A 21,557-nucleotide genomic window follows, 5' to 3' on the forward strand; every position below is an offset into this window, starting at 1 on the left:
TAATTTCAACAGGTCAGGCAGCGTTTAAGGTGCCTGTAGCTCCAGATTGAATGCCGCGTTGATCAAATTGTTTTCGCTCAGCATCGCGCCTTGCAGCTCGTGGCTGATCTTGCCTTCGTAAAAGACAAGAACCCGGTGGCAGCAATTGCAAAGCTCCTGATAATCGGAGCTGTAGAGCAGGATGGCGCAGCCTTGTGCGACGAGTTCCTGCAGAAGTTCAAAGATCTCCTGCTTGGTGCCAACATCAATGCCGCGGGTCGGATCATCGAGCAAAAGCACATCTGGAACATCAGCAAGCCACTTGGCCAATACGACCTTCTGCTGGTTGCCTCCAGACAGCGCGAAAGCCGGCTGTTTGGGCGAGGACACCTTGATTTTCAGCTTCTTGATTGCCGCATTAAGCCGATCTTTTTCCTGCGTAGGATGGCGCCAGAAATCGTCGTGATACGTTTCCTTGTCGACAAGCAAGATGTTATCGCCGACCGACATCTGCTGAACGAGGCCGTGGGTTCCCCGGTCTTCGGGGACATAGGCCATGTTCGGTTTTTTGCGGATGCGCGCAGACGGCGATTGCGGCTGGACTTCCTGGCCGTTCAACCGGACTATTCCTTCCAGTCCCTTCAAAGCGCCGAACAACGCCATCAGGAACTCGTGCTGTCCCTGCCCATCAAGACCGCCGATCCCAACAACTTCGCCTTTTTTGATCGAGGCGGTGATATTGGTCAGAACACCGTCCCAGGCCAGGTTCTCAATTTCGATGACCGGCTTGGTATCAACTGCAACTGTGGCCAGCGGTGGAAAGGAGGCTTCAATGCTCCGGCCCAGCATCATCTCGACAATCTCGTTGTCTGTATGATCATTGGCTGCAAAGGATTCGATTTTTTGCCCGTCGCGAAAGACAGAACATTCGTCCGCAAGTTCCCGGATTTCGCCCATACGGTGAGAAACATAAAGGATCGCCAGACCTTCATCGCGCAACGTCTTGACCATCTGCAACACATGTTCGGTGTCGCTGTTGGTCAGGGCGGACGTGGATTCGTCCAGGATCAGCAGCTTGGGGTCGGACGCAAGACCCTTTGCGATCTCAACCAGCTGGCGTTTTGACAAGGCCAGATCCCGAACCATGGTGTCCGGGTCCATATCCGCTGCGCCAACCCGCTGCAGCAGTTCCAAAACCCGGCTGCGCTGCGCTGACCGGTTTACCAGACCAAAACGCCGCGGCGGATTCACCAGCAAAATATTATCGGCAACACTCAGGTCGGGAATGAGAGACATTTCCTGAAAAACGCAGGAAATCCCAGCTATCATTGCCTGATGGGCGTTGGAAAACTCTAGTTTCCTGCCGTCCACTTCAATGTGGCCCTGTGATGGCTTTCGAATCCCCGCCATGGTTTTTAACAGCGTGGATTTTCCAGCGCCATTTTCACCGATGATGGCATGGATGCTGCCAGCGCGAACACTGAGGTCGACACCCGACAACGCTCTGACCGGCCCGTAGTTTACGGACAGGTTGCACATCCGCAGAATTGGCTCAGCCGCGAACTCGGAGGACGTGCGGGGCGCAGCCTTTACGGCCGCACCCACTGCACTTTGGACGTTCATTTTACGTCTTGAGACATGATTTCTTCGGCCGTGAAGTTCACGTTGCACGGCGGGAATTCATTCGGGGTGAAGAAATTGTCGTCAAGGTTGGACCAGAAGTTCTGACCGTCTTTCAGGCTGCCGCTGTCTGCAACGGGCAGCGGGATCGACATCAGCTGCGGCAGAGCATTGCCCTGGAGCGCGGAAACGGCGGCTTTCACCGCGATTGCGCCAAGTGCCGGGGAATAGCCGACAGAAATAACGTCCAGGCCTTCACTCTTGAGTTCTGCTGCCATTCGGCGGAAGCCGTTTTCCGCCTCAGCGGCGATCGGCACCAGCGGATGTTTGGCGTCCATGATCGCGCGCAAGGCGCCGGTGGAGCCAGCCTGAACCGCAAAGCCATCAAACTGGCCATGAGTCGCTATGGCATCTGCAACGACTTTTTGCGCCGTGCCATCATCCCAATTACCGACAACTTCGATGACCTCGATATCGCTATGTTTGTCGAGGATTGCCCGCAGGCCGTTATGCCGGTCAAGGTCAACAGAGATGCCCGGCAGGCCGCGGACTTCCAGAACTTTGCCCTTCGTGCCCATCTTCTCGATCAAGAACTCTGCCTGAAGGCGACCGAACTCGATGTTGTCGGAGCTGAGCTGCATGACCTTGTCCGTGTCGAGAACGTTGTCGAAGGTCATGACCAGCGTTTCGTTTTTCTTGCCGGCGCGGATCACACGGTTGAAGCCGTCTGTGCTCATGGCGTTTGCCAGAACCGCGTCATAACCCTGGTTGATGAAGTCTTCCATGGCCGCGATCTGCGCGGAAACGTCTGTGCCGGTGGAGATCACTTTCAATTCGGAAATGTTGCCCGCCATCTCAGGCGTTTCAGCAAAGGCCTGAAGCGTCTTCAACATTTGAATGCGCCAGGTATTGCCGGTGAAACTGTTGACGACCGCGATCCGGTATGGGCCGTCCTTGGCTTCATGCTGCCACAGCGCGGTCTCTTCGTTCCAAGACCGGAAGCACTCCGGCTCAGCACTGGCGCCGGAAACGGTCGTACGCCAGTCGGCCTGCGCCGTTCCAGTGACAGCAGCCAAGAGGGCAAGTGCCGCAGACGCACGAAGGGTGTTCTTAAAAGATAGCATTCAATTTCCTCCCCAAAACAAAATATCAGATCTGATATACCAGATTGCATAGGAAGACAACTTTGAATTTTTTGCTGTTGGTGAGTGTCTGACATCACAACAATGGCGCAATGCGCTGCAGACATTTGCGTTGTTCGTCCTGTTTTTTGGTTAGTGAAGTTGGATGCAGATATTCAAAGCATAGCCTCAAGTGAGTTTCTGCATTGACATATTGCAAGCCTCGTGCGAGGTTTTTTTGTGTGAGTAATCGAGTCGACATTGAAGTTCCTGAGTACACCCAGGCGGACGTCATTCGCATCACTTCGGTGAGTGCGAAAACGCTCCAGAATTGGACAGACCCCGCTCGTGGGATCCTGCGTCTCAGTCAGGAAAGTGTCGGCAAGGGGCGCCGGCGTTTGTATTCGGCGCTCGATATCATGGCGGTGACAATGATCGCGCACCTGAGTGCGCTCGGGGTCTCGCCAAACCTCGTTTCGCAGTTGTTTTACGAACGGGATACAAAGGTTGGCGATTGGCTAACAGCGGCGGCTGAAAACCTGGACAAGGAATACATCTGCAGAATCTTTTTTGACGCAGATGGGCTGTTTGCAAGATTGATTGCTAGCCCCAAAGACAATGACAGGTTTGTTTATGACGATGATTGGGCCGACCAGCGGTTTGCCTTCATTCAGGTGTCTCTGACCCGCATCGCGTCCTTTGTAGCGCACGGAATAAATGACATCCGGTTTGACGAAACTCCGGACGATCAGAAGTCCGAAACGGACAAGGCAATTCGGGCAGCCAGAGACGACTTATTCAAAGACAGAAAGAAGGCAAAGCTTCCTTAGGTTTCGAGTGTCGCTTGCCATTTATCGGGAAATGACATGGCACAGCGAAAAAGGACCATACGCCCCTCCGAGACCAAAAGTTATCTCAAGGCAATCAAGAACTCCGGTTTTCAAAGTGGGCGGCTGATTGCGCATCCTGATGGCCGCTTGGAAATCATCGCCGAAGATCGACCATTCCAGACCGAAACAGAACGTCCGTCCCTATCACCATTTGAACAGTGGGAGGTAGACAGTGCGAACACATCTTAAGGGCATCAATACTATCACGCGCAAACTCGCCACCGGCGAAGTGCGAACCTACTATTACCACAGGGCAACGGGTAAGCGCCTGCAGGGTGCGCCAGGGTCTTCCAAATTCTTGGCTTCAATTGCGGTTGCCGAACAGGCGACGCGACAACGGGACAAGGGAACACTCGCAGGTTTGATTCGGGAGTTTCAACAAACCGCCAAGTGGCGACGATTGGCAGATTCCACCAAGGCTGAGTACCGGCGCATCTTTACGTTCTGGGAAAATCAGTATGGCACATGCCCTTATGCAGCCTTGGAGGATAAGGCTTTTCGCAGAGCGGTCATCAAATGGCATGATGCTTTTTCTGAAGTTAAGCCGCGGGAGGCGGACAACCGGGTAACCGTCCTTGCTCGTGTTCTTTCCTGGGCAACAAGGGATGGTCCTCTAAAACGCAATGTCATGGACGGATTCGAGCGAGCCTATCAGAGTGATCGTTCCGACAAGATTTGGCTGCCGGTACATGTCGAAGCTTTTATGGCGGTGGCGACACCCGAAATGAAGCTGGCTATGGTGCTCGCGCTGCATACCGGACAACGGCGCGGAGACCTGCTTCAGCTGAACTGGAACAACTATGACGGGGAGCGGATATCGCTTCATCAGGGCAAATCGCGACGCGGGAAACTCAAAGGCCGTCTGGTGACAATCAAATGCACCAAGGCGTTGAAGGAAACCCTGGACGGTCTCAAACGGCAATCGACATTGATCCTAACGACCAAAACAGGGCGTGCTTTTCAAAAACGCTACTTTGCCAATCAATGGGAAAAGACCTTTAAAGAGGCTGGGATTGAAGGCCTCCACTTTCACGATATCCGAGGAACGACTGTGACGATGTTGTTTCAGGCAGGCTGCAACCTCGGTGAAATCGTATCCGTGACTGGCCATTCGCTGCGACGTGCGCAGGACATTCTCGACAAATATCTCGCCAGAACCTCTCAGATGGCTGACAACGCAATCGCCAAGTTTGAGAACGTTTTGGAAACAGATTCTGCAAAACACACTGCAAAACAGGATAGGCAAAACCATGCTAAGTAGTGGTGACCCCGACAGGATTCGAACCTGTGACCCTCAGATTAGGAATCTGATGCTCTATCCTGCTGAGCTACGGGGCCGGTAAATGCGTCGATTATCATGATTTTGGGGGCTTTGCGAGCCTAAAGACTGAAGCAGTAACTGTGATCCTCGGAAAATCTGCCAATCCTGCCATCGTGTCTTAGCACTGCCGCAATTGCTGCTTAGCCCCTATTTTTAAGGGAACGATTGACCGGTTGCAGGCATTTTATTTTGATTGGACTTGGACAGGCGTGGTCAGGCGCCGAGCCAAAGAGCCAAGATTGCTGCGATCAAGCAAGGGGCGAGCTTTCGGCCAATAGGGGAGGCCAATGACGCGGCACGTAGGGCAGGTCCGGGGAATGCAGTGGCTGATACCTGTTTGGTCTGCCATCTTATTGTCTGCAGCTGTGCCGACCGCAGCAGGGGCAGATCAAGCAAATGTCCTATCAGCATGCCTGTCTGGAACTGGCATTCAGGTGTACAATAGGACGACGGATCTAAACTCCACTTTCCATGATGCGGCCGGCCGTGGATATGCTGCTGCAGAGATTTATTCCAGCGCTTTTGAAACTTTTGCGCCTGAACCGTTGTCAAATGCCGACGCACACCTAACCGCCTTTCCGATTGGTTCTCTCAACCGCTGGAAGCTTGTGCCAGCCCTGATCGTTTACCAATCCGAAAATGGCGCCCGTTTGCTGCAGCAGGACCGTCTTGAGAGGGGGCAGGCGATCTATATGCCCAAACAAACAGCCGGACCTTGTGCGGACCAGTTGCGGCAAGCCGAAATGAAAGCCCGGCGGTCTGCGCTTGGTATCTGGGGGGAGGGAAATTCACCGCCGGTCTATGCGGCGGCGGGTCTTCAACGGTTGGTGGCCGCCGCCGGACAGTATGGGATTGTCCGCGGGCGCATTGTTTCCCTTGGAAAAACGCGTAGTACCCGCTATCTCAACTTTGGTAGGTATTGGAAAAAGGACTTTACGGTCACCTTAGCCTCCCAGGATGCAGATATTGTACTGGCGGGTCTCGGTAGAAAAGGCTGGTCGTTTGAAGATCTGGACGGTCAGCCGGTGGAAATCCGTGGTGTCATCGAGGTGCAGGATGGACCTTTGATCACCTGGAGCCACCCGGAGCAACTGATTGTTTTGGAAGAAAAAAGGGCAGGGCGTGACGGCCAGAACCAAAACTGATTATACGGCGAATGAGCGCATGCCTTCCCTTGTTCGGATGACTGGCCGGATCTGGCGGAAACTGGTGCGGTCCGGTGTGTTGGCTGGGGCGGCACTTGTTCTTGCGGCCTGCCAGCTGCTCGGTGATGGCACGTCTGTCGGCACCGTCGCGCCGGGAACCTTGCGACCCAGTCTCGCGGCCGACATTGGTGCCCGTGAACATCCGCGTGTGGTGGCGACTTATGGTGGGGTTTATAATGACCCCGGTGCGGAGCGGGCAGTTGCCAGCGTTGTGGGCCGGTTGGTGGCCGCGTCCCAAGATCCTTCCCAAAGTTACAAGATCACCATTTTAAACTCGCCGGCGATCAATGCTTTCGCGCTGCCAGGCGGCTATCTTTATGTCACCCGCGGATTGTTGGCGCTTGCCAACGACACATCCGAAGTCGCTGCGGTTTTGGCTCATGAGATGGCCCATGTGACCGCAAACCACGCGATTAAACGCCAGCAACGGGCAGAGGCTCGTGAGCTCGCTGACCAAATTCTGAACGATGTGGTTCAAGATACGGAAGCTGCGCGCAAGGCAATTGTATCGTCTCAATTGTCCTTTGCCCGTTTCAGCCAGGTGCAGGAGCTGGAGGCGGATGCGATTGGCGTGAAAACCCTGGCGAAAGCGGGATTTGATCCATACGCCGCCGCGCGGTTCTTAAAGTCTATGGCGAAATTCGCGAAATACCAGTCAGCAGGCAAAGGCGGCAGTTCTGCGCCCGACTTCCTGTCGTCCCATCCCTCGACCCCTGAGCGATTGCAAATTGCAGTGCGCTCCGCGCGGCAGATCGGCGCTCCTGGGATTGGCGAACGCGACCGGGACCGTTTCTTGAGCCAAATCGACGGAATGCTGTTTGGGGACGATCCGCTGGAAGGGTTCGTGCGCGGCCGCTCGTTTCTGCATAAGGCGCTCGGAATCGGGTTCACAGTTCCCTCCGGCTATATCTTAGAAAACTCACCGGAGGCGGTCTTGGCCAGCAATGGCGGGGGAACGGCAATCAGGTTCGATGGCGCCGATGTCAGCAGCTATACCAATTTGGCGGATTACATGACCTCGGGTTGGATCAATGGCCTCCTGCCGCAGAGTGTACGTGAGACCACGATTAGCGGTTTGCCGGCAGTCACCGGGGCCGCCATCACACAGGGCTGGTCTTTCCGCATAGCCGTTGTGCGGATCGGTAAGACCGGATACCGATTTATTTTTGCAAGCCGGTCGCCAAATGACGGGTTTGATCAGGACTTCCGTAAAACCATCGACAGTTTCCGCCAGCTGACCCCAACGGAACGGGCGCGGTTGCGCTCCCTCCGGCTCAAGGTCGTTAAGACAAAGGCTGGCGACACACCTCGGAAACTGGCGATTGGCATGAGCGGGGTTGAGCCGTCCCGGCGGCTGGAGTTCTTTTCTATCCTGAATGATTTCAGCCCGAACAAACCGATCCCGGCCGGAACCTCGATCAAGCTTGTCGTGGATTGAGATCCGGTAGAGTTTCACAGACTGACGCTGGATACTATTTTGAGAAGAAAAAGCCCGGCTATGCCGGGCCTTTTTGTTACATGGAGACGGCGTAAACCGATTGATCCGGTTGGGTGTTCAAAAGGGCCGTTTTCAGCTTTTGCAGGGCACGGCTTTCGATCTGGCGTACCCGTTCTTTAGAAATTCCAAGCTTTTGGCCAAGCGATTCCAGCGTTGCACCGTCCTCTGACAAGCGCCGCTCGCGGACAATCTTGAGTTCGCGCTCACTCAAAACAGTCAGCGCCGATGAGAGCCAGCGGTTGCGGCGCTCTGAATCGATGTTGACGGTGACAATCTCGTCCGGCTGTGGTGCTTCAGACACCAAGAAATCTTGCCGGTCGGCACTGGAGCCTTCACTGTCGGTAATTGGAGCATTCAAGGATGTGTCGGGCCCGGACAGGCGCGCATTCATCACCGCAACATCTGATTGCTTGACCCCAATCGCATCGGCGATTTTCTGGTGCAACTCGCTGTCGGTAAGCGGTGTTTGATTGTTTGACAGTTTTGCCCGCAGGCGGCGCAGGTTAAAAAACAAAGCTTTTTGAGAGGAGGATGTGCCGCCGCGAACAATCGACCAGTTGCGCAAGATATAGTCTTGGATGGAGGCTCGGATCCACCAAGTGGCATATGTGGAGAAACGGACTTCTCGTTCCGGTTCAAAGCGAGCGGCCGCTTCCAGAAGCCCCACATGGCCTTCCTGAATCAAGTCGCCCAGGTTCAGTCCAAAATTCTTGAACCGGGAGGCAACCGCAATGACCAGGCGCATATGGGAGAGGGATAGCTTTTCAAGCGCTTTCTCGTCTCTGTGGTCCCGCCATCGCAAAGCAAGCTCATACTCCTCTTCGCGTGTGAGGTATGGCGCTTTCATCGCCGCTTTGACCAAATGCCGTTTTTCACTCATCGATGTGGACATGCATGACACTCCGGGGTGATATCCGTATCTCTACGGACCACCTTTCAGATTAGATCACTTTCCCACGGAGCGCGGGCACGATTGAGCACATCTTTGTGATGTAATTGGCAATTATTCTTAGAGCGTTGGCGGCATATTGCTGACGGCCGACCGAAAAAAAAGGGCCTGGATTGCTCCAGACCCTTTCGTATTTTTAGTGTGCGACTTAAAGCAGGCTTATGCAGCTTCTTCCGCGTCGTCGTCACCGTCTTCTTCTGCGGCAGCAGCAGCTGCTGCTGCGGCTTTGATGCGGCTCGGCGATTTGGCCAAGTTCTGCTCAATTTCCTTGATGGCTTCGGTTTCCGAGCATTTGTTTACAGCGGCAATTTCGCGTGCCATGCGGTCAAGCGCTGCTTCATAAAGCTGGCGTTCGGAATAGGACTGCTCCGGTTGTGTTTCAGAGCGGTACAGGTCACGGACGACTTCGGAGATTGCAATCAGATCGCCGGAATTGATTTTCGCTTCATATTCCTGGGCGCGGCGGCTCCACATAGTGCGTTTGATCCGCGGACGGCCCCGGACGGTTTCCAGTGCTTTTTTAACTGCAGCCGGGTCGCCCAGCTTACGCATGCCAACAGATGCAATTTTTGCAACTGGCACACGAAGGGTCATCTTGTCCTGTTCAAAAACAATAACGAGCAACTCCAAAGAGTGACCGGCTACGTTTTGTTCTTCAATGGCGGTAATCTGGCCGACACCATGTGCCGGATAAACGATGTATTCGCCTGTTTTGAAACCTTGACGCTGCGCGGTCTTTTTGGTGCTTGTTGCCATACTTGTAGTCTCTCCTGCGCAGTTAGCGGTCTTTTGTCAGACCGGAAATGGACCGCTGTACGGTCCTTGTTTGTGCGGCACGCGATCATCCCGGCGTCCAAATTCTGGAACGCCTGTTGATATGCGGCGTGTCGGGCTAGTCAGTCGTTGAATTCCACTCTAGAACCTTGCTTAGATACAAAAGCTGCCGGGATCTCTCGTGGCCCGGAAAGATGGATCACGGGGCACGTAAGCGAAGACTCCGTTTTTGGGGTTATTCTCGTGGTTGGCGACTATCGAAACAAAGTAACACACTTTTGTGGAAAATTAAAGTGCGTCAAATTTATTGCGGCGCAAAAGGTTAAAGCACCTGAAAGCTGCAAGCATCCAGGTGTCTGAATTACCAAATGAATTTCTTTATCTTAAGTTGTATTATTTAAATTGCTCGCGCTATTGGCGTCTGTGGGTAATCCAATCACGCAGGTGGATTAGGTGAAAAATACTTATCCAGCTTGTTTTCTTCGCCGTCATGTTTTTCAGCATCGGGCATTGGATCTTTTTTCTCGGTAATATTCGGCCATTTTTCCGAATACTCGGCGTTCAATTCAATCCATTTTTCCAGGCCTGGTTCGGTATCCGGCAGGATGGCCTCGGCAGGACATTCCGGTTCACATACGCCGCAGTCGATGCATTCGTCCGGATTGATCACGAGGAAATTTTCGCCTTCGTAGAAACAGTCTACCGGGCAGACCTCAACACAGTCTGTGTATTTGCATTTAATACAGTTGTCCGTGACGACGTAGGTCATCTCTATCCTCACTAGGCACGGCAGGGGCGGTTCTCTTTGCGCCCGCATGCGGCAATCCGGCGGTCAATTCTATAGCGTAGGTCGCAAAACCCACGGTCAAGTTCAATGCTGTTGGGTATCGCTTTTAATGAGCCGGTGCAAGCGTTCAAGCAGTCGCATCTGGGCGCTGGTGGAGAATGCTATTCCGTTTTTTTGCGAAACTGCGAAAAGTGCCTAATCTTCTTGGCGAAAGGCGTCCATCTTGCGCCGGTCACGTTTGGTCGGCCGGCCGGAGCCTGGCTCACGTTGTCCAGGAGGGGGTGGTGGGGCTTCTGGTTTTGGTGGCGGCGGCGGAGACAAGTCTTCGTAAAGAAGTTTCGCTTCCTCGTATGGGCCACGCCGGGTGCCAAGGGCAACGACTTTCAAAACAAGCACCCGCCGATCAAGGACAATGGTTAGGACATCGTCCGCCTTGACGGTCTTGCTTGCCGAAGAAATCTTGTCCTTGTTGACCCGGACATGTCCACCGGCTGCCAGTTTTTGCGCCAAAGACCGGGATTTCGTGACCCTGGCGTACCAGAGCCACTTGTCGACGCGCAGGCTGCCCTGAGATTGTGGAGCAGCTTTTGGATCTGACCCCGGAATTACTTCTTGTCCTTGCCGTCCATATTCTCCTTCAGCGCCATCAGAGCGGCGAAAGGTGAATTTGGATCGATTGGCTTGTCTTTTTGCGGCTTGTCACGGCGATTGCCGCCCTCGAAGGACTTTTGGCCACCTCGGCCCTTGTGCTGACCACCTTTGCCGGGTTTGCCGTGTCGCCGCTCACCGGACGCGCCTTTCGGCCCTTGGTGTTTGCGGTTGTCTCCCCGGCGCTGATCCTGTCGGCCGCGCGGACGGCGGTCGTGACGGCCCGGGCGCCAGATCTCAATGGTAACCGTTTCCATTTCCGGTTCGCCGGATGGAGCGGCCTCTTCGGATGCAGAAGGTTCTGCCGTCTCTGTGTCAGCTGTTTCTGAACCTGCGTCCGCTGCGTCAGCGGTTGCTCCCGGTGTTTCAGTTGCCGCAGGCGCTTCGGCGCTGCTGTCTTCAGCAGCCTTATCTTCCAGCACCCCAGAAGCTTCCGTTTCCGTTGCAGGGGCGGCGGTTTCGGCTGCTTCGCTTTCTGCAGGGGAGGCGGTTGCGGACGTTACTTCTGGTGTCGCCGCGCTGTCTGCAGGTGTGGTTTCCGTGTCCGGTTTCACAACGACGGGACGCTGAACCTCTTTGGTTTCGAGCCGGTAGCCGAGGGATTTCAGAACAGCCGAGAAATCCTCGCCGGCGCAACCGAGCAGGGACGTCATGGCAACTGTGACCGTAAAGCCGCCGCCCGTTTCGATTGCACCTTCTGGTGGTGCGACCTCTGCGTCGAGCGGTTTCCAGGCAATCAGTGGCCGGATCAGATCCGCCAGACGTTCCAGAATATCGACCCGGACAGCCCGCGGGCCGCAGACCCGAAAGCCAACGACTTTGTAAAGCGCCTGGTTGATCTCGGGATTAACCGGGATAGAGGTGCGGCCGGAAGCGGACAGCTGCGGCAGTTCTTCCATGCCGTTCATGTCCAGAGACCCGTGCTTCAAAGCCCAGAGTTGGGCGAGCAGCTGGCTAGGAGCCGGTTTCAAGAGTGCAGGAACAAAGATCGTGTAAGCGCCGAAGCGGATGCCGTGTTTACGCAAAGATGCGCGCATATCCTGATCGAGCTGGCGGATTTCGTCGGCAGCATCTTGCCGTTCCAAAATGCCAAGACCTTCGACGATCCGGAATGCGATGCCGCGGGCCAGACCCTCGAGGCCTTCCCCGGTCTTTAAATCTGCAAGCGGTTTGAGCAGTGTTTCGATCTGCGCTTTGACCCAGAGGTCCAAACGGTTTTGCACGGTGTCGCGGGCCGGTCCGGTCAAGTGCTCGTCGGCGAGCAGCAGAACGGTTGGTGCCAACACATCGTCACTGGCTGACAATTTGGCCACCGGTTCTCCGCGCCAGCGGATGGCACCTTCTGAAGTCAGGACAAAATCACTGTTTTCAGATTTGCCAAGCTTGTCTGCACGGGACTCGATTTCCGTGGTCAGGGCTTTTTGTGCGGCAGCACGAACCGTCTTTTCGTCCGGGCCTTCGGCCGCCGCATCAGGGGCAAACCGGAAGCCAAGCAGATTTCCGATGTGCTGACCTTCGACGAGCACATCCCCACTCGATGTAATTTCCGCTTCCAGCATTGCGTTCTCTCTCAAACGTCGCATCAATACACTTGTCCGCCGATCCACGAACCGCTGAGTCAGCCGGTCGTGAAGGGCGTCAGATAGTTTATCTTCTATGCCTCGGGTCACGCCCTGCCAATGGGCCGGATCGGCCAACCAGTCCGGGCGGTTCGCGACATACGTCCAGGTCCGGATATGAGCGATCCGGTTCGCGAGTGTGTCGATATCACCATCTGTGCGGTCTGCGAAGGCCAATTGACGGGCGAACCAATCATCTTCAATCGCATTTTCGCGTATCAGGTGGGTGTAGATCGTGGCCAAAAGGTCCCCGTGGTTGGCCGGTGCAATCTTGCGGTAATCCGGCACCTGACACACATCCCATAGCAATTCGACCGCTTTTGCCCCCCTTGCCATGTCATTTATTGCGCTGTCGCGCAACAAATGTTCAAGGGCGGTGATGTCGTCACCGGTTGGCGCCCGCGCCAAACCGTCCTCTTTCGGGGGTAAATCAAGGCTTCGGCGCAGATTGGCTGAGGACGAAAAATCCAACGAACTGTTGCGCCATTGCAGCACTTTTAGGCTGGCGAAGTGATGGCTTTCGATCTGTTCGATCAAATCATCGTCCAAAGGATCGACTCGGCCTGTTACGCCAAAGGTGCCGTCTTTGGTGTGACGGCCGGCGCGGCCGGCGATCTGGCCCATCTCCGATGGAGTTAGCTGACGATACTGATAGCCGTCATATTTGCGGTTGCCGGCAAAGGCGATGTGGTGGACATCCAGGTTCAATCCCATGCCAATGGCGTCGGTGGCGACCAGGTGATCGACATCACCGTTCTGGAAGAGTTCCACCTGGGCATTACGGGTGCGTGGGCTTAGCGAGCCAAGCACCACCGCGGCGCCGCCACGCTGGCGCCGGAGCAGCTCGGCAATCGAATAAACCTCATCCGACGAAAAAGCGACGATAGCCGACCGGGCTGGCAGGCGGGAGACCTTTTTGGATCCCGCATAAGACAGGATCGACATGCGCGGACGGGTGATGACATTGAGGCCCGGGAGGAGTTTTTCCAACAGCGGCCGGGCAGTCGCCGATCCCAAAAGCAGGGTTTCAGAACGGCCACGCAAATTCAGGATCCGGTCGGTGAAGACGTGGCCGCGGTCGAGATTTCCGGCCAGTTGGACTTCATCGATAGCCACGAACTCGGTGTTGAGATCGAGTGGCATGGCTTCGACCGTCGACACCCAAAAGCGGGGCTTCTTCGGAATGATCTTCTCTTCGCCGGTAATCAGCGCGACAGACTCAGTTCCGGAACGTTCGGCAATGCGTCCATAGACTTCCCGCGCCAGCAATCGGAGAGGCAGGCCAATCAAGCCGGACGGCTGGGCCAGCATGCGCTCGATTGCCAGGTGGGTTTTCCCGGTGTTGGTGGGCCCTAGGACGGCGGTAACCGTGCGGGATCGAGCGCTAGGGGGTAACGGCAGAGTATGGGGGCGGAGCATGGAGCTGGTGCGATCAGAATTCTTCATAATTCGGCAGGCCTGGATTGGCCGCCGTGTCTCTCAGGAATAAAACCCAGAACATCATGGCGCGTGTCTACCATAGGCCAGGTGGGCCTGTCCTGCCCTTTTTCGCCGCGCCCATGTTTCCGTAGGTGCAAAAATGAGATTGAAATTTTCTGTGGAGAACGACTCTGGAACAAATCGAAACCGAATCGCGGACTCTTTTGGATTCAGGATTTGTTCCCTACGAAATGTGGATCTGAAACACCCTAGCGCCACGAAATGCTGAATCTGGCCAGTTATTTATGGCAAGTCACCTTGGTTTTCGGTTTAGAGTGCAGAAGTGTGTCAATCATTAATTTCCGGTTTTTTGATTGGGGAGCACAAACTGCAGTCCCATTTACCTAAGTACACAGGCAGAACGAATCGCTGACGAATCGCTGACAGGGTGATGTTTGCGGTTTGTTCCTACTGTATCTTGTATGTATAAGGGCGGAGAGGCCCAAGAGCAGTATTCAAAATTCTCCTCGATTTTAACAATACGAACGCTGTATTTGAGCGTCTGTGTCAGATTGGGCCAGTCATGGTTTTGCGGCAATGCGGTAAAACTGGACGCCAGTTTCGAAAATTTTTTGCCAATTCGCCTCGTCCCTAGGGGTAAAGAATGTCCAGACTTTTCTATGGATTATGGCCTTTTCGGAAAAAATATTTCTCCAAATAAAAAAAGGACAAGCATCCTGCCCCTTTTCAATTTGCTCCGACCAAAGTAGAAACTTGCCGAAATCGACGTAATTTTTGCGGGAAATTAGGGGGAGTGGGCGTTTGGCGATAACAAAAATTCTCGTTGCAAACCGTTCGGAAATCGCAATCCGGGTTTTCCGGGCCGCCAATGAGCTGGGCCTCAAAACCGTCGCGATCTATGCTGAACAGGATAAATTGGCGCTGCATCGGTTCAAAGCCGATGAAGCCTATCAGGTTGGCAAGGGGCTTGGCCCAATTGAAGCCTATCTGTCCATCGACGAGATTATCCGTGTTGCCAAACACGCCGGTGCTGATGCCATCCACCCTGGGTATGGCCTTTTGTCCGAAAGCCCGGAATTTGTTGATGCCTGTGAAGAAGCGGGCATCACCTTTATCGGTCCAAAGTCTGAAACCATGCGCCGTCTCGGCAACAAGGTTGCTGCCCGCAACCTGGCGATTGAAGCCGGTGTTCCGGTTATGCCGGCGACCGATCCGCTGCCGGATGATCTGAACGAGATCAAAAAACAGGCTTTGGAGATCGGGTATCCGGTGATGCTCAAAGCCTCTTGGGGCGGCGGCGGCCGGGGCATGCGCGTGATCCCCGATGAAGCGACGCTGGAAAAGGAAGTTTTAGCGGCCAAACGGGAAGCGAAAGCGGCCTTCGGCAAGGACGAGATTTATCTTGAAAAGCTGGTTCAGCGTGCCCGCCACGTTGAAGTACAGATCCTCGGAGACGGCGAAAACGTCGTCCATCTTTATGAGCGCGACTGCTCCATCCAGCGCCGCCACCAGAAAGTGGTTGAGCGTGCACCCGCGCCCTACCTGGAAGAGGAAAAACGCAAAGAGCTGTGCGAATACGGCCTGAAAATCGGCCGGGCTGTGAACTATCGCGGTGCCGGTACCGTTGAATTCCTGATGGATGCTGATACGGGCGCCATCTACTTCATCGAGGTGAACCCTCGCGTTCAGGTCGAGCATACGGTGACGGAGGAAGTCACCGGCATCGACATTGTTCAGGCGCAGATCCACATCGCGGACGGCGAAAAAATCGGCACGCCAAAAAGCGGTGTCCCGGCTCAAGAAAACATTCGTCTGAACGGTCATGCGCTGCAGTGCCGCATCACCACGGAAGATCCGGAACAGAACTTCATTCCCGATTACGGTCGCATCACCGCCTATCGCGGCGCGACCGGGTTCGGTATTCGTCTCGATGGAGGCACCGCCTATTCCGGCGCTGTGATCACGCGCTTTTACGATCCGCTTCTGGAAAAAGTCACGGCCTGGGCTCCGACGGCGGAAGATGCTCGTAAACGCATGGATCGTGCCTTGCGCGAGTTCCGGATCCGCGGCGTTGCAACCAACCTGGTGTTTTTGGAAAACATCATCGATCACGCCGATTTCCGTGCGCAGAACTACACGACCCGATTCATTGATGACACGCCAGCGCTGTTCGAACAGACGAAACGTCAGGACCGCGCGACCAAGCTTTTGACTTACATCGCAGATGTGTCGGTCAACGGCCACCCGGAAACCAAAGACCGCGTACGTCCGCCGAAGGATGTGGCCGCACCGATCGTTCCGGATTTCGGTGACGACAAGCCGAAAGGCACCCGCGAGCTTTTGGACGAGCTGGGCCCGAAAGGCTTTGCCGACTGGATGAAGGATCAAAAGCGGGCGCTGATCACTGATACCACCATGCGCGACGGTCACCAGTCCCTGCTGGCGACCCGTATGCGGTCTCATGACATCGTCAACATCGCCGAAAGCTACGCCACCGGCCTTCCAAGCCTGTTTTCGCTGGAATGCTGGGGCGGTGCGACCTTTGATGTGTCCATGCGCTTCCTGACGGAAAGCCCCTGGGAACGGCTGCATCAGATCCGTGAAAAAGCACCGAACATCCTGCTTCAGATGCTGCTGCGTGGCTCCAACGGCGTTGGCTACACCAACTACCCGGACAATGTGGTCAAGTACTTCGTCCATCAGGCGGCAGAAAACGGCATTGACCTTTTCCGCGTGTTCGACTGCCTGAACTGGGTGGAAAACATGCGCGTTTCCATGGATGCGGTCCAAGAAACCGGCAAGCTCTGTGAAGGTGTGCTCTGTTATACCGGCGACATGCTGGACAGCGCCCGGCCGAAATATGACCTCAAGTATTATGTCGGCCTTGCCAAAGAGCTGGAAGCTGCTGGCGCTCACATCCTCGGTATCAAGGATATGGCTGGCCTCCTGAAACCTCAGGCGGCCAAGGTTCTGGTCAAGGCATTGAAGGACGAGGTCGGCTTGCCGATCCACTTCCATACGCACGACACCTCCGGCATTGCGGCTTCCACCATTCTGGCGGCAGTGGAAGCCGGGGTTGATGCAGTCGATGCAGCCATGGATGCGCTCTCCGGCCTGACATCTCAGCCGTGCCTTGGCTCCATTGTTGAAGCCTTGCGCGGAACCGATCGGGATACAGGTCTCGATGCCAAGACCATTCGGCAGATTTCCTTCTATTGGGAAGCTGTGCGCACGCAGTACCGGGCCTTTGAAAGTGACCTGCGCTTTGGAGCCTCCGAAGTCTACCTCCATGAAATGCCCGGTGGTCAGTTCACCAACCTGAAGGAACAGGCCCGTTCGCTTGGTCTTGAAACCCGCTGGCATGAAGTGGCGCAGGCTTATGCGGATGCCAACCAGATGTTCGGCGATATCGTCAAGGTGACACCGTCATCCAAGGTGGTGGGCGACATGGCGTTGATGATGGTCAGCCAAGGCCTCACCGTTGCCGATGTTGAAGACCCAGCCAAAGACGTTGCCTTCCCGGACAGTGTTGTGAAGATGCTGCATGGTGATCTTGGTCAATCTCCGGGCGGATGGCCGAAGGCTCTACAGGATAAGGCTTTGAAGGGTGACAAGCCGATCGCGGTTCGCCCGGGCTCTCTGCTCGATGACGCGGATCTGGACGAAGAACGGTCCGATGCGGCGGCAGCCACCGGCCATGACATCGACGACACCGAGCTGGCGTCCTATCTGATGTACCCAAAAGTCTTCACCGACTTCGACAAGGCGCAGCAGCAGTACGGCCCGACGTCTGTTCTTCCGACACCGGTCTATTTCTACGGCCTAGAGCCGGGTGATGAGATCTTTGTCGACCTGGAGCCGGGCAAAACCCTTGTTGTGCGCTGTCAGGCAATTGGTGAGACGGACGAGAAGGGCGAGAAAAAAGTCTTCTTCGAACTCAACGGTCAGCCGCGCAACGTCAAGGTTCCGGACCGCGCCCATGGCGCTGTCGGCGCTGCTGCCATGCGCAAGGCTGAAGACGGCAATGCGTCTCATGTCGGTGCGCCGATGCCGGGCGTGATCTCCACGGTCGCGATTGGCGCCGGTCAGGAGGTAAAGGCCGGCGACGTGCTCGTCTCCATCGAAGCCATGAAGATGGAAACTGCACTTCACGCCGAGCGGGACGGCAAGGTCGCAGAGGTTCTGGTCACTCCCGGTGCGCAGATTGATGCCAAAGATTTGCTTGTGGTGTTTGAGGCTTAAGAGGTGTTGAGGGTCAGGCCATAGCTTCTATGGCCTGACTTAGCTTCTTTTTCATACCAACTTTTTCCAGGTGGATTTCCAAGATCGGATCTTTTCGGCGCTCCTGCCATACAATCTGGTAACCCAGATGCTGGTAGAGGCCGAGGGCCCGAGTGTTTTGAGCAGCTACTTGGATTTCACTTACAGAAAACCCTTTAGCGGCGATTGTGGCTTCGAGTTTTCTTATGAGCGCTGAGCCAATACCCCGGCCTTCAATTTCCGGATCCACCCAAAGATCACTGATGTGATTGTTGTGGTCTTCGCAGGCGGCAAATCCGGCAATTTTCCCGTTGACATCGGCGACCAGGACCGTTTCTCCCATTGTTTTCAGAAATGGTAGGAAGGGATTGTCCTTGCAGATCCGCGCGTAGACATTTTTAGGCACCAGTGGGCCGACACCCTTTTGCCAAGCCCGCAGACCAACATCTGCAAGGCTTTCTATTTCTGACGTGTGGGCTGGGCGGAGAACGAGCGTTTTGGTCAAAGATCTAAACTGGTTCGAGGCTGACTGGAGTATTGAGTGCCAGCAAGCCTACTCCGCAGCTTTCAAGCGGGAGCGTTGGGCGGGGGCTTCGGCGGTGCCAATCCACAGATCCAGGAACCGGTCCAGCCATGTCCGGACCGCTGCGTCGTAGACAAAACGTCCAGCAAAATGATCGCGCCGCTGCTGCGCACCGGGCAGTTCCATGCGTGGAGCGCCCTTGGTGGTCCATTTGACCATCATCTGATGGGTGAGTTCTGGGTGGAACTGGATGCCGTAGGCGGCGGGGCCAACGCGGATAGCCTGGTTCGGGTAGGTCGGGCTGGTTGCCAGAAGCTCGGCTCCGGCCGGGCAATCGAAGCCTTCGCGATGCCACTGATAAACCTTTTGCGGCCAGTCCATCAGGTCTTTGCCAGCATCCGTCGGCTGCAGGGGATAATAGCCGATTTCGACCATCTCCTCCTTGTGGCCGGCGACTTTACCGCCAAGGTGTTTGACCATCATCTGCGCGCCCAGGCAGATGCCGAGAAACGGCGCCTCTTCTTTCAAGGGCACGTTGATCCAGTCAATTTCCTTGTGAACGAAGCCATCCGGATCGTTGGCACTCATCGGGCCGCCAAAAATAACGGCGCCTGCATGATCGCGCATGGTATCGGGCAAGCTATCACCGAAGCGCGGTTTGCGGATGTCGAGCGAAAAGCCCCGTTTTATGAGTTCCTGACCAACACGTCCGGGTGACGAGTGTTCCTGGTGCAGGACGATCAGCACTTTCGGTCGGGGAGTTGCAAAGTCAGACGTAAAATCCATGAGATTCAATATGGGCGAGCGCTCTGAAAAAATCGAGTCCTTTGCAAGTCTGGATTGTAGAAATCCAAATTTCTCGAATTTGACTACGCTTCATCCGGTTCTGGCGCGGTTTTAGCCACCTTGTGGCGCAGCACCATCCGGTCGCGGGAAGAAACGCCGAGAAGCTCGGCTACTCGCCAGATGGTGTTGTCCTCAAATTCGTGGACATGGCCGTCGGCGTAGACGATCTCCCACATCATTTCGATGATGGCGAGGCGTTCGTCTTCATTGGTGGTGCGTTTCAAAACGGATGTGAAGCCATAAAGATCGACAGCTTCTTCATCGCGCTGTTTGGCAGCTGCAATCAGTTCGCTGGTGTCTTCATCACTCAACTCGTAATGGGCTTTCAGAATCTGCCGGAGTTTTTCGCTCTCGCTGTCTTCGATCACGCCATCGATATCGACCAGGTGAAACAGGAGTGCTGCGGCCGCGAGACGTTTGTCGTCATCGGCAAAGGTCTTTTTGCCACTGTCTCCGAATGTGATTTCCCGGACAAAGCTCTTCAGCGCGTTCAACATGCGTAGTTTTCCTAATCAGCCAATCTGCAGTAATTGCCTAATGTTGCGACCAGATCCAATCCCTCTTTAGCATCAAAGAGTTGGCAGCGCATTAAAGCACTTTCAAGGTATGTGAAAAGTTGTTTTTTTGAGTCATGTTTTTTGAATCGTTCTAAAGTATTGATTTTTTTAGACTTTATAACTTGACTTTTTGTCTCATGAAATGTTTCACCAAGTCGGACGGCGCGTCGAGCGCTGTAAGACCTCATAATTTTGCAAGTAGTCAGTATCGACCGGCTGACCGCATTGCCTTGGTTTTAGGAACGACCCTATGAAATCCATCAAGCTCGCTCTTTTGGCAGCAACAACCCTTTTGGCAACTCCGGCTATGGCCGCAGCTCCCGCCGATGTTCTTTCCACGTATGGCGACATTGCGCATGCCAAGTTTGCCGACTCTCTGGCAACGGCAAAATCTTTGAAAGCAGCAGTCGACAAGCTGATTGCCGAGCCGAGCGAAGCCAACCTAGAAGCGGCCCGCGCTGCTTGGGTTGCAGCACGTAATCCTTATCAGCAGACCGAAGCCTACCGTTTTGGCAATGCGATCGTCGACGATTGGGAAGGTAAAGTGAACGCCTGGCCGCTGGATGAAGGCCTGATCGACTATGTCGACGTTTCTTATGGCGATGAATCAGAAGAAAACGATTATTATGCTGCCAATGTGATTGCCAATCCGACCCTGAAAGTTGGCGGCGAAACCATTGATGCCAGCAACATCACTGCATCGCTTCTGTCTGAAAAACTGCAGGAAGCCGGCGAAGTGGAAGCCAATGTGGCCACTGGTTACCACGCGATTGAATTCATGCTGTGGGGGCAGGACCTGAACGGCACGGACAAAGGCGCTGGCAGCCGTCCGGCAACCGATTTTGACACTGCCAACTGTACTGGCGGCAACTGCGAGCGCCGGGCTCAGTATCTGGCCGCTGCAACAAACCTGCTGATTTCCGATCTGGAAGAAATGGTTGTGGCCTGGGCGCCGGGCGGAGCAGCCCGCGAAGACCTTGGCGGTAAAGGGGAGGCTGGCGGTCTGGCAACGATCCTGACCGGCATGGGCTCCCTCTCTTATGGTGAGCTGGCTGGCGAGCGCATGAAGCTCGGCCTGATGCTGCATGATCCAGAAGAAGAGCATGACTGCTTCTCCGACAACACGCATATGTCGCACTACAACGATGTTGTTGGCATCCGGAACGTCTACTTCGGCGAATACAAGAGCCCGCTCGGCAACGATGTCAAAGGTGCATCTCTCGCCGACATGGTTGCCGCCAAAGACGCTGCGCTTGCGGAAGAAATGAAGACCAAACTCGACGCGACATTGGCAGCATTCGAAACCATGAAAGCGCGGGCTGAAGGCGGCGAAGCCTATGACCAGATGATTGGTGAAGGCAACGCAGAAGGCAACGCTGTTGTTCAGGCAGCCATCGACGCACTTGTTGATCAGACCGCTTCGATTGAGCGTGTCGTGAAGGCACTTGAGCTTGAAGAAATTGCCTTTGAAGGCTCCGACAGCCTGGACAATCCGTCCGCTGTTTTCGAATAGGACCACT

Annotated in this window: 16 protein-coding genes and 1 tRNA gene; 6 read left to right on the forward strand and 11 right to left on the reverse strand. The window is 55.0% G+C overall.

All coding sequences use genetic code 11. The features are described 5' to 3' along the window. Nucleotides 1-24: 24 nt before the first annotated feature. Nucleotides 25-1,602, reverse strand: coding sequence for a sugar ABC transporter ATP-binding protein (locus FJ695_RS05705; protein ID WP_141184546.1), 1,578 nt, complete (start codon nt 1,600-1,602; stop codon nt 25-27). Continuing rightward, on the reverse strand, nt 1,599-2,723 hold the full coding sequence (locus FJ695_RS05710; protein ID WP_141184547.1) for a sugar ABC transporter substrate-binding protein: 1,125 nt from the start codon (nt 2,721-2,723) through the stop codon (nt 1,599-1,601). Before FJ695_RS05710 ends, FJ695_RS05705 begins: the two co-directional genes overlap by 4 nt. Before the next feature lie 239 nt (nt 2,724-2,962). Between FJ695_RS05710 and FJ695_RS05715 the strand changes: the two genes are divergently transcribed. Together FJ695_RS05715 and FJ695_RS05725 are read left to right on the forward strand one after the other, a co-directional pair. Next, nucleotides 2,963-3,550 carry a MerR family transcriptional regulator gene (locus tag FJ695_RS05715; RefSeq protein ID WP_141184548.1) on the forward strand — a complete coding sequence of 196 codons (588 nt, stop codon included), beginning with the start codon at nt 2,963-2,965 and terminating at the stop codon, nt 3,548-3,550. A 232-nt stretch (nt 3,551-3,782) separates the two neighbouring features. Continuing rightward, nucleotides 3,783-4,871, forward strand: a complete 1,089-nt coding sequence (locus tag FJ695_RS05725) for a site-specific integrase (RefSeq protein WP_141184550.1) — start codon at nt 3,783-3,785, stop codon at nt 4,869-4,871. On the opposite strand, the gene FJ695_RS05730 is transcribed toward FJ695_RS05725, so the two are convergent. Further along, a tRNA-Arg gene (locus FJ695_RS05730) sits at nt 4,872-4,948 on the reverse strand. It abuts the gene before it with no gap. 270 nt (nt 4,949-5,218) lie between these two features. On the opposite strand from FJ695_RS05730, the gene FJ695_RS05735 reads away from it, so the two are divergent. Both FJ695_RS05735 and FJ695_RS05740 read left to right on the forward strand, forming a co-directional pair. After that, on the forward strand, nt 5,219-6,076 hold the full coding sequence (locus tag FJ695_RS05735) for a hypothetical protein (protein ID WP_141184551.1): 858 nt from the start codon (nt 5,219-5,221) through the stop codon (nt 6,074-6,076). Between the two features lie 19 nt (nt 6,077-6,095). Further along, nucleotides 6,096-7,574, forward strand: a complete 1,479-nt coding sequence (locus FJ695_RS05740; protein WP_247653794.1) for a M48 family metalloprotease — start codon at nt 6,096-6,098, stop codon at nt 7,572-7,574. Nucleotides 7,575-7,650: 76 nt separating this feature from the next. Here FJ695_RS05740 and FJ695_RS05745 read toward each other — a convergent pair whose 3' ends face one another. The 5 genes from FJ695_RS05745 to FJ695_RS05765 form a co-directional block, all read right to left on the reverse strand. Next, complete coding sequence (locus FJ695_RS05745) at nt 7,651-8,526, reverse strand: RNA polymerase factor sigma-32 (RefSeq protein WP_141184552.1); 876 nt, start codon at nt 8,524-8,526, stop codon at nt 7,651-7,653. A 216-nt stretch (nt 8,527-8,742) separates the two neighbouring features. After that, nucleotides 8,743-9,339: a CarD family transcriptional regulator gene (locus FJ695_RS05750; RefSeq protein ID WP_141184553.1), complete on the reverse strand. Its 597-nt coding sequence runs from the start codon at nt 9,337-9,339 to the stop codon at nt 8,743-8,745. A gap of 454 nt (nt 9,340-9,793) precedes the next feature. After that, nucleotides 9,794-10,126 (reverse strand): ferredoxin FdxA, encoded by a 333-nt coding sequence (fdxA, locus tag FJ695_RS05755; protein WP_141188587.1) that lies wholly within the window; start codon nt 10,124-10,126, stop codon nt 9,794-9,796. Nucleotides 10,127-10,339: 213 nt separating this feature from the next. Continuing rightward, on the reverse strand, nt 10,340-10,705 hold the full coding sequence (locus tag FJ695_RS05760; RefSeq protein WP_247653846.1) for an RNA-binding S4 domain-containing protein: 366 nt from the start codon (nt 10,703-10,705) through the stop codon (nt 10,340-10,342). Between the two features lie 44 nt (nt 10,706-10,749). Further along, entirely contained in the window at nt 10,750-13,830 is a 3,081-nt protein-coding gene (locus tag FJ695_RS05765; RefSeq protein ID WP_141188588.1) for a helicase-related protein, read from the reverse strand. An 822-nt stretch (nt 13,831-14,652) separates the two neighbouring features. Here FJ695_RS05765 and pyc point away from each other — a divergent pair. Next, nucleotides 14,653-18,093: a pyruvate carboxylase gene (pyc, locus tag FJ695_RS05770; RefSeq protein WP_141184555.1), complete on the forward strand. Its 3,441-nt coding sequence runs from the start codon at nt 14,653-14,655 to the stop codon at nt 18,091-18,093. A 13-nt stretch (nt 18,094-18,106) separates the two neighbouring features. On the opposite strand, the gene FJ695_RS05775 is transcribed toward pyc, so the two are convergent. The 3 genes from FJ695_RS05775 to FJ695_RS05785 all read right to left on the reverse strand — a co-directional run bounded on the left by FJ695_RS05775 (nt 18,107) and on the right by FJ695_RS05785 (nt 19,977). After that, nucleotides 18,107-18,616: a GNAT family N-acetyltransferase gene (locus FJ695_RS05775; RefSeq protein ID WP_209010934.1), complete on the reverse strand. Its 510-nt coding sequence runs from the start codon at nt 18,614-18,616 to the stop codon at nt 18,107-18,109. A 48-nt stretch (nt 18,617-18,664) separates the two neighbouring features. After that, on the reverse strand, nt 18,665-19,420 hold the full coding sequence (locus tag FJ695_RS05780) for a glutamine amidotransferase (RefSeq protein WP_141184556.1): 756 nt from the start codon (nt 19,418-19,420) through the stop codon (nt 18,665-18,667). 83 nt (nt 19,421-19,503) lie between these two features. Continuing rightward, nucleotides 19,504-19,977: a TerB family tellurite resistance protein gene (locus tag FJ695_RS05785; RefSeq protein WP_141184557.1), complete on the reverse strand. Its 474-nt coding sequence runs from the start codon at nt 19,975-19,977 to the stop codon at nt 19,504-19,506. Nucleotides 19,978-20,287: 310 nt separating this feature from the next. Between FJ695_RS05785 and FJ695_RS05790 the strand changes: the two genes are divergently transcribed. Then, nucleotides 20,288-21,550: an imelysin family protein gene (locus FJ695_RS05790; RefSeq protein WP_141184558.1), complete on the forward strand. Its 1,263-nt coding sequence runs from the start codon at nt 20,288-20,290 to the stop codon at nt 21,548-21,550. Nucleotides 21,551-21,557 lie beyond the last annotated feature (7 nt).

Origin of the sequence: Labrenzia sp. PHM005, from assembly GCF_006517275.1 — a bacterium.
GTDB lineage: Bacteria > Pseudomonadota > Alphaproteobacteria > Rhizobiales > Stappiaceae > Roseibium.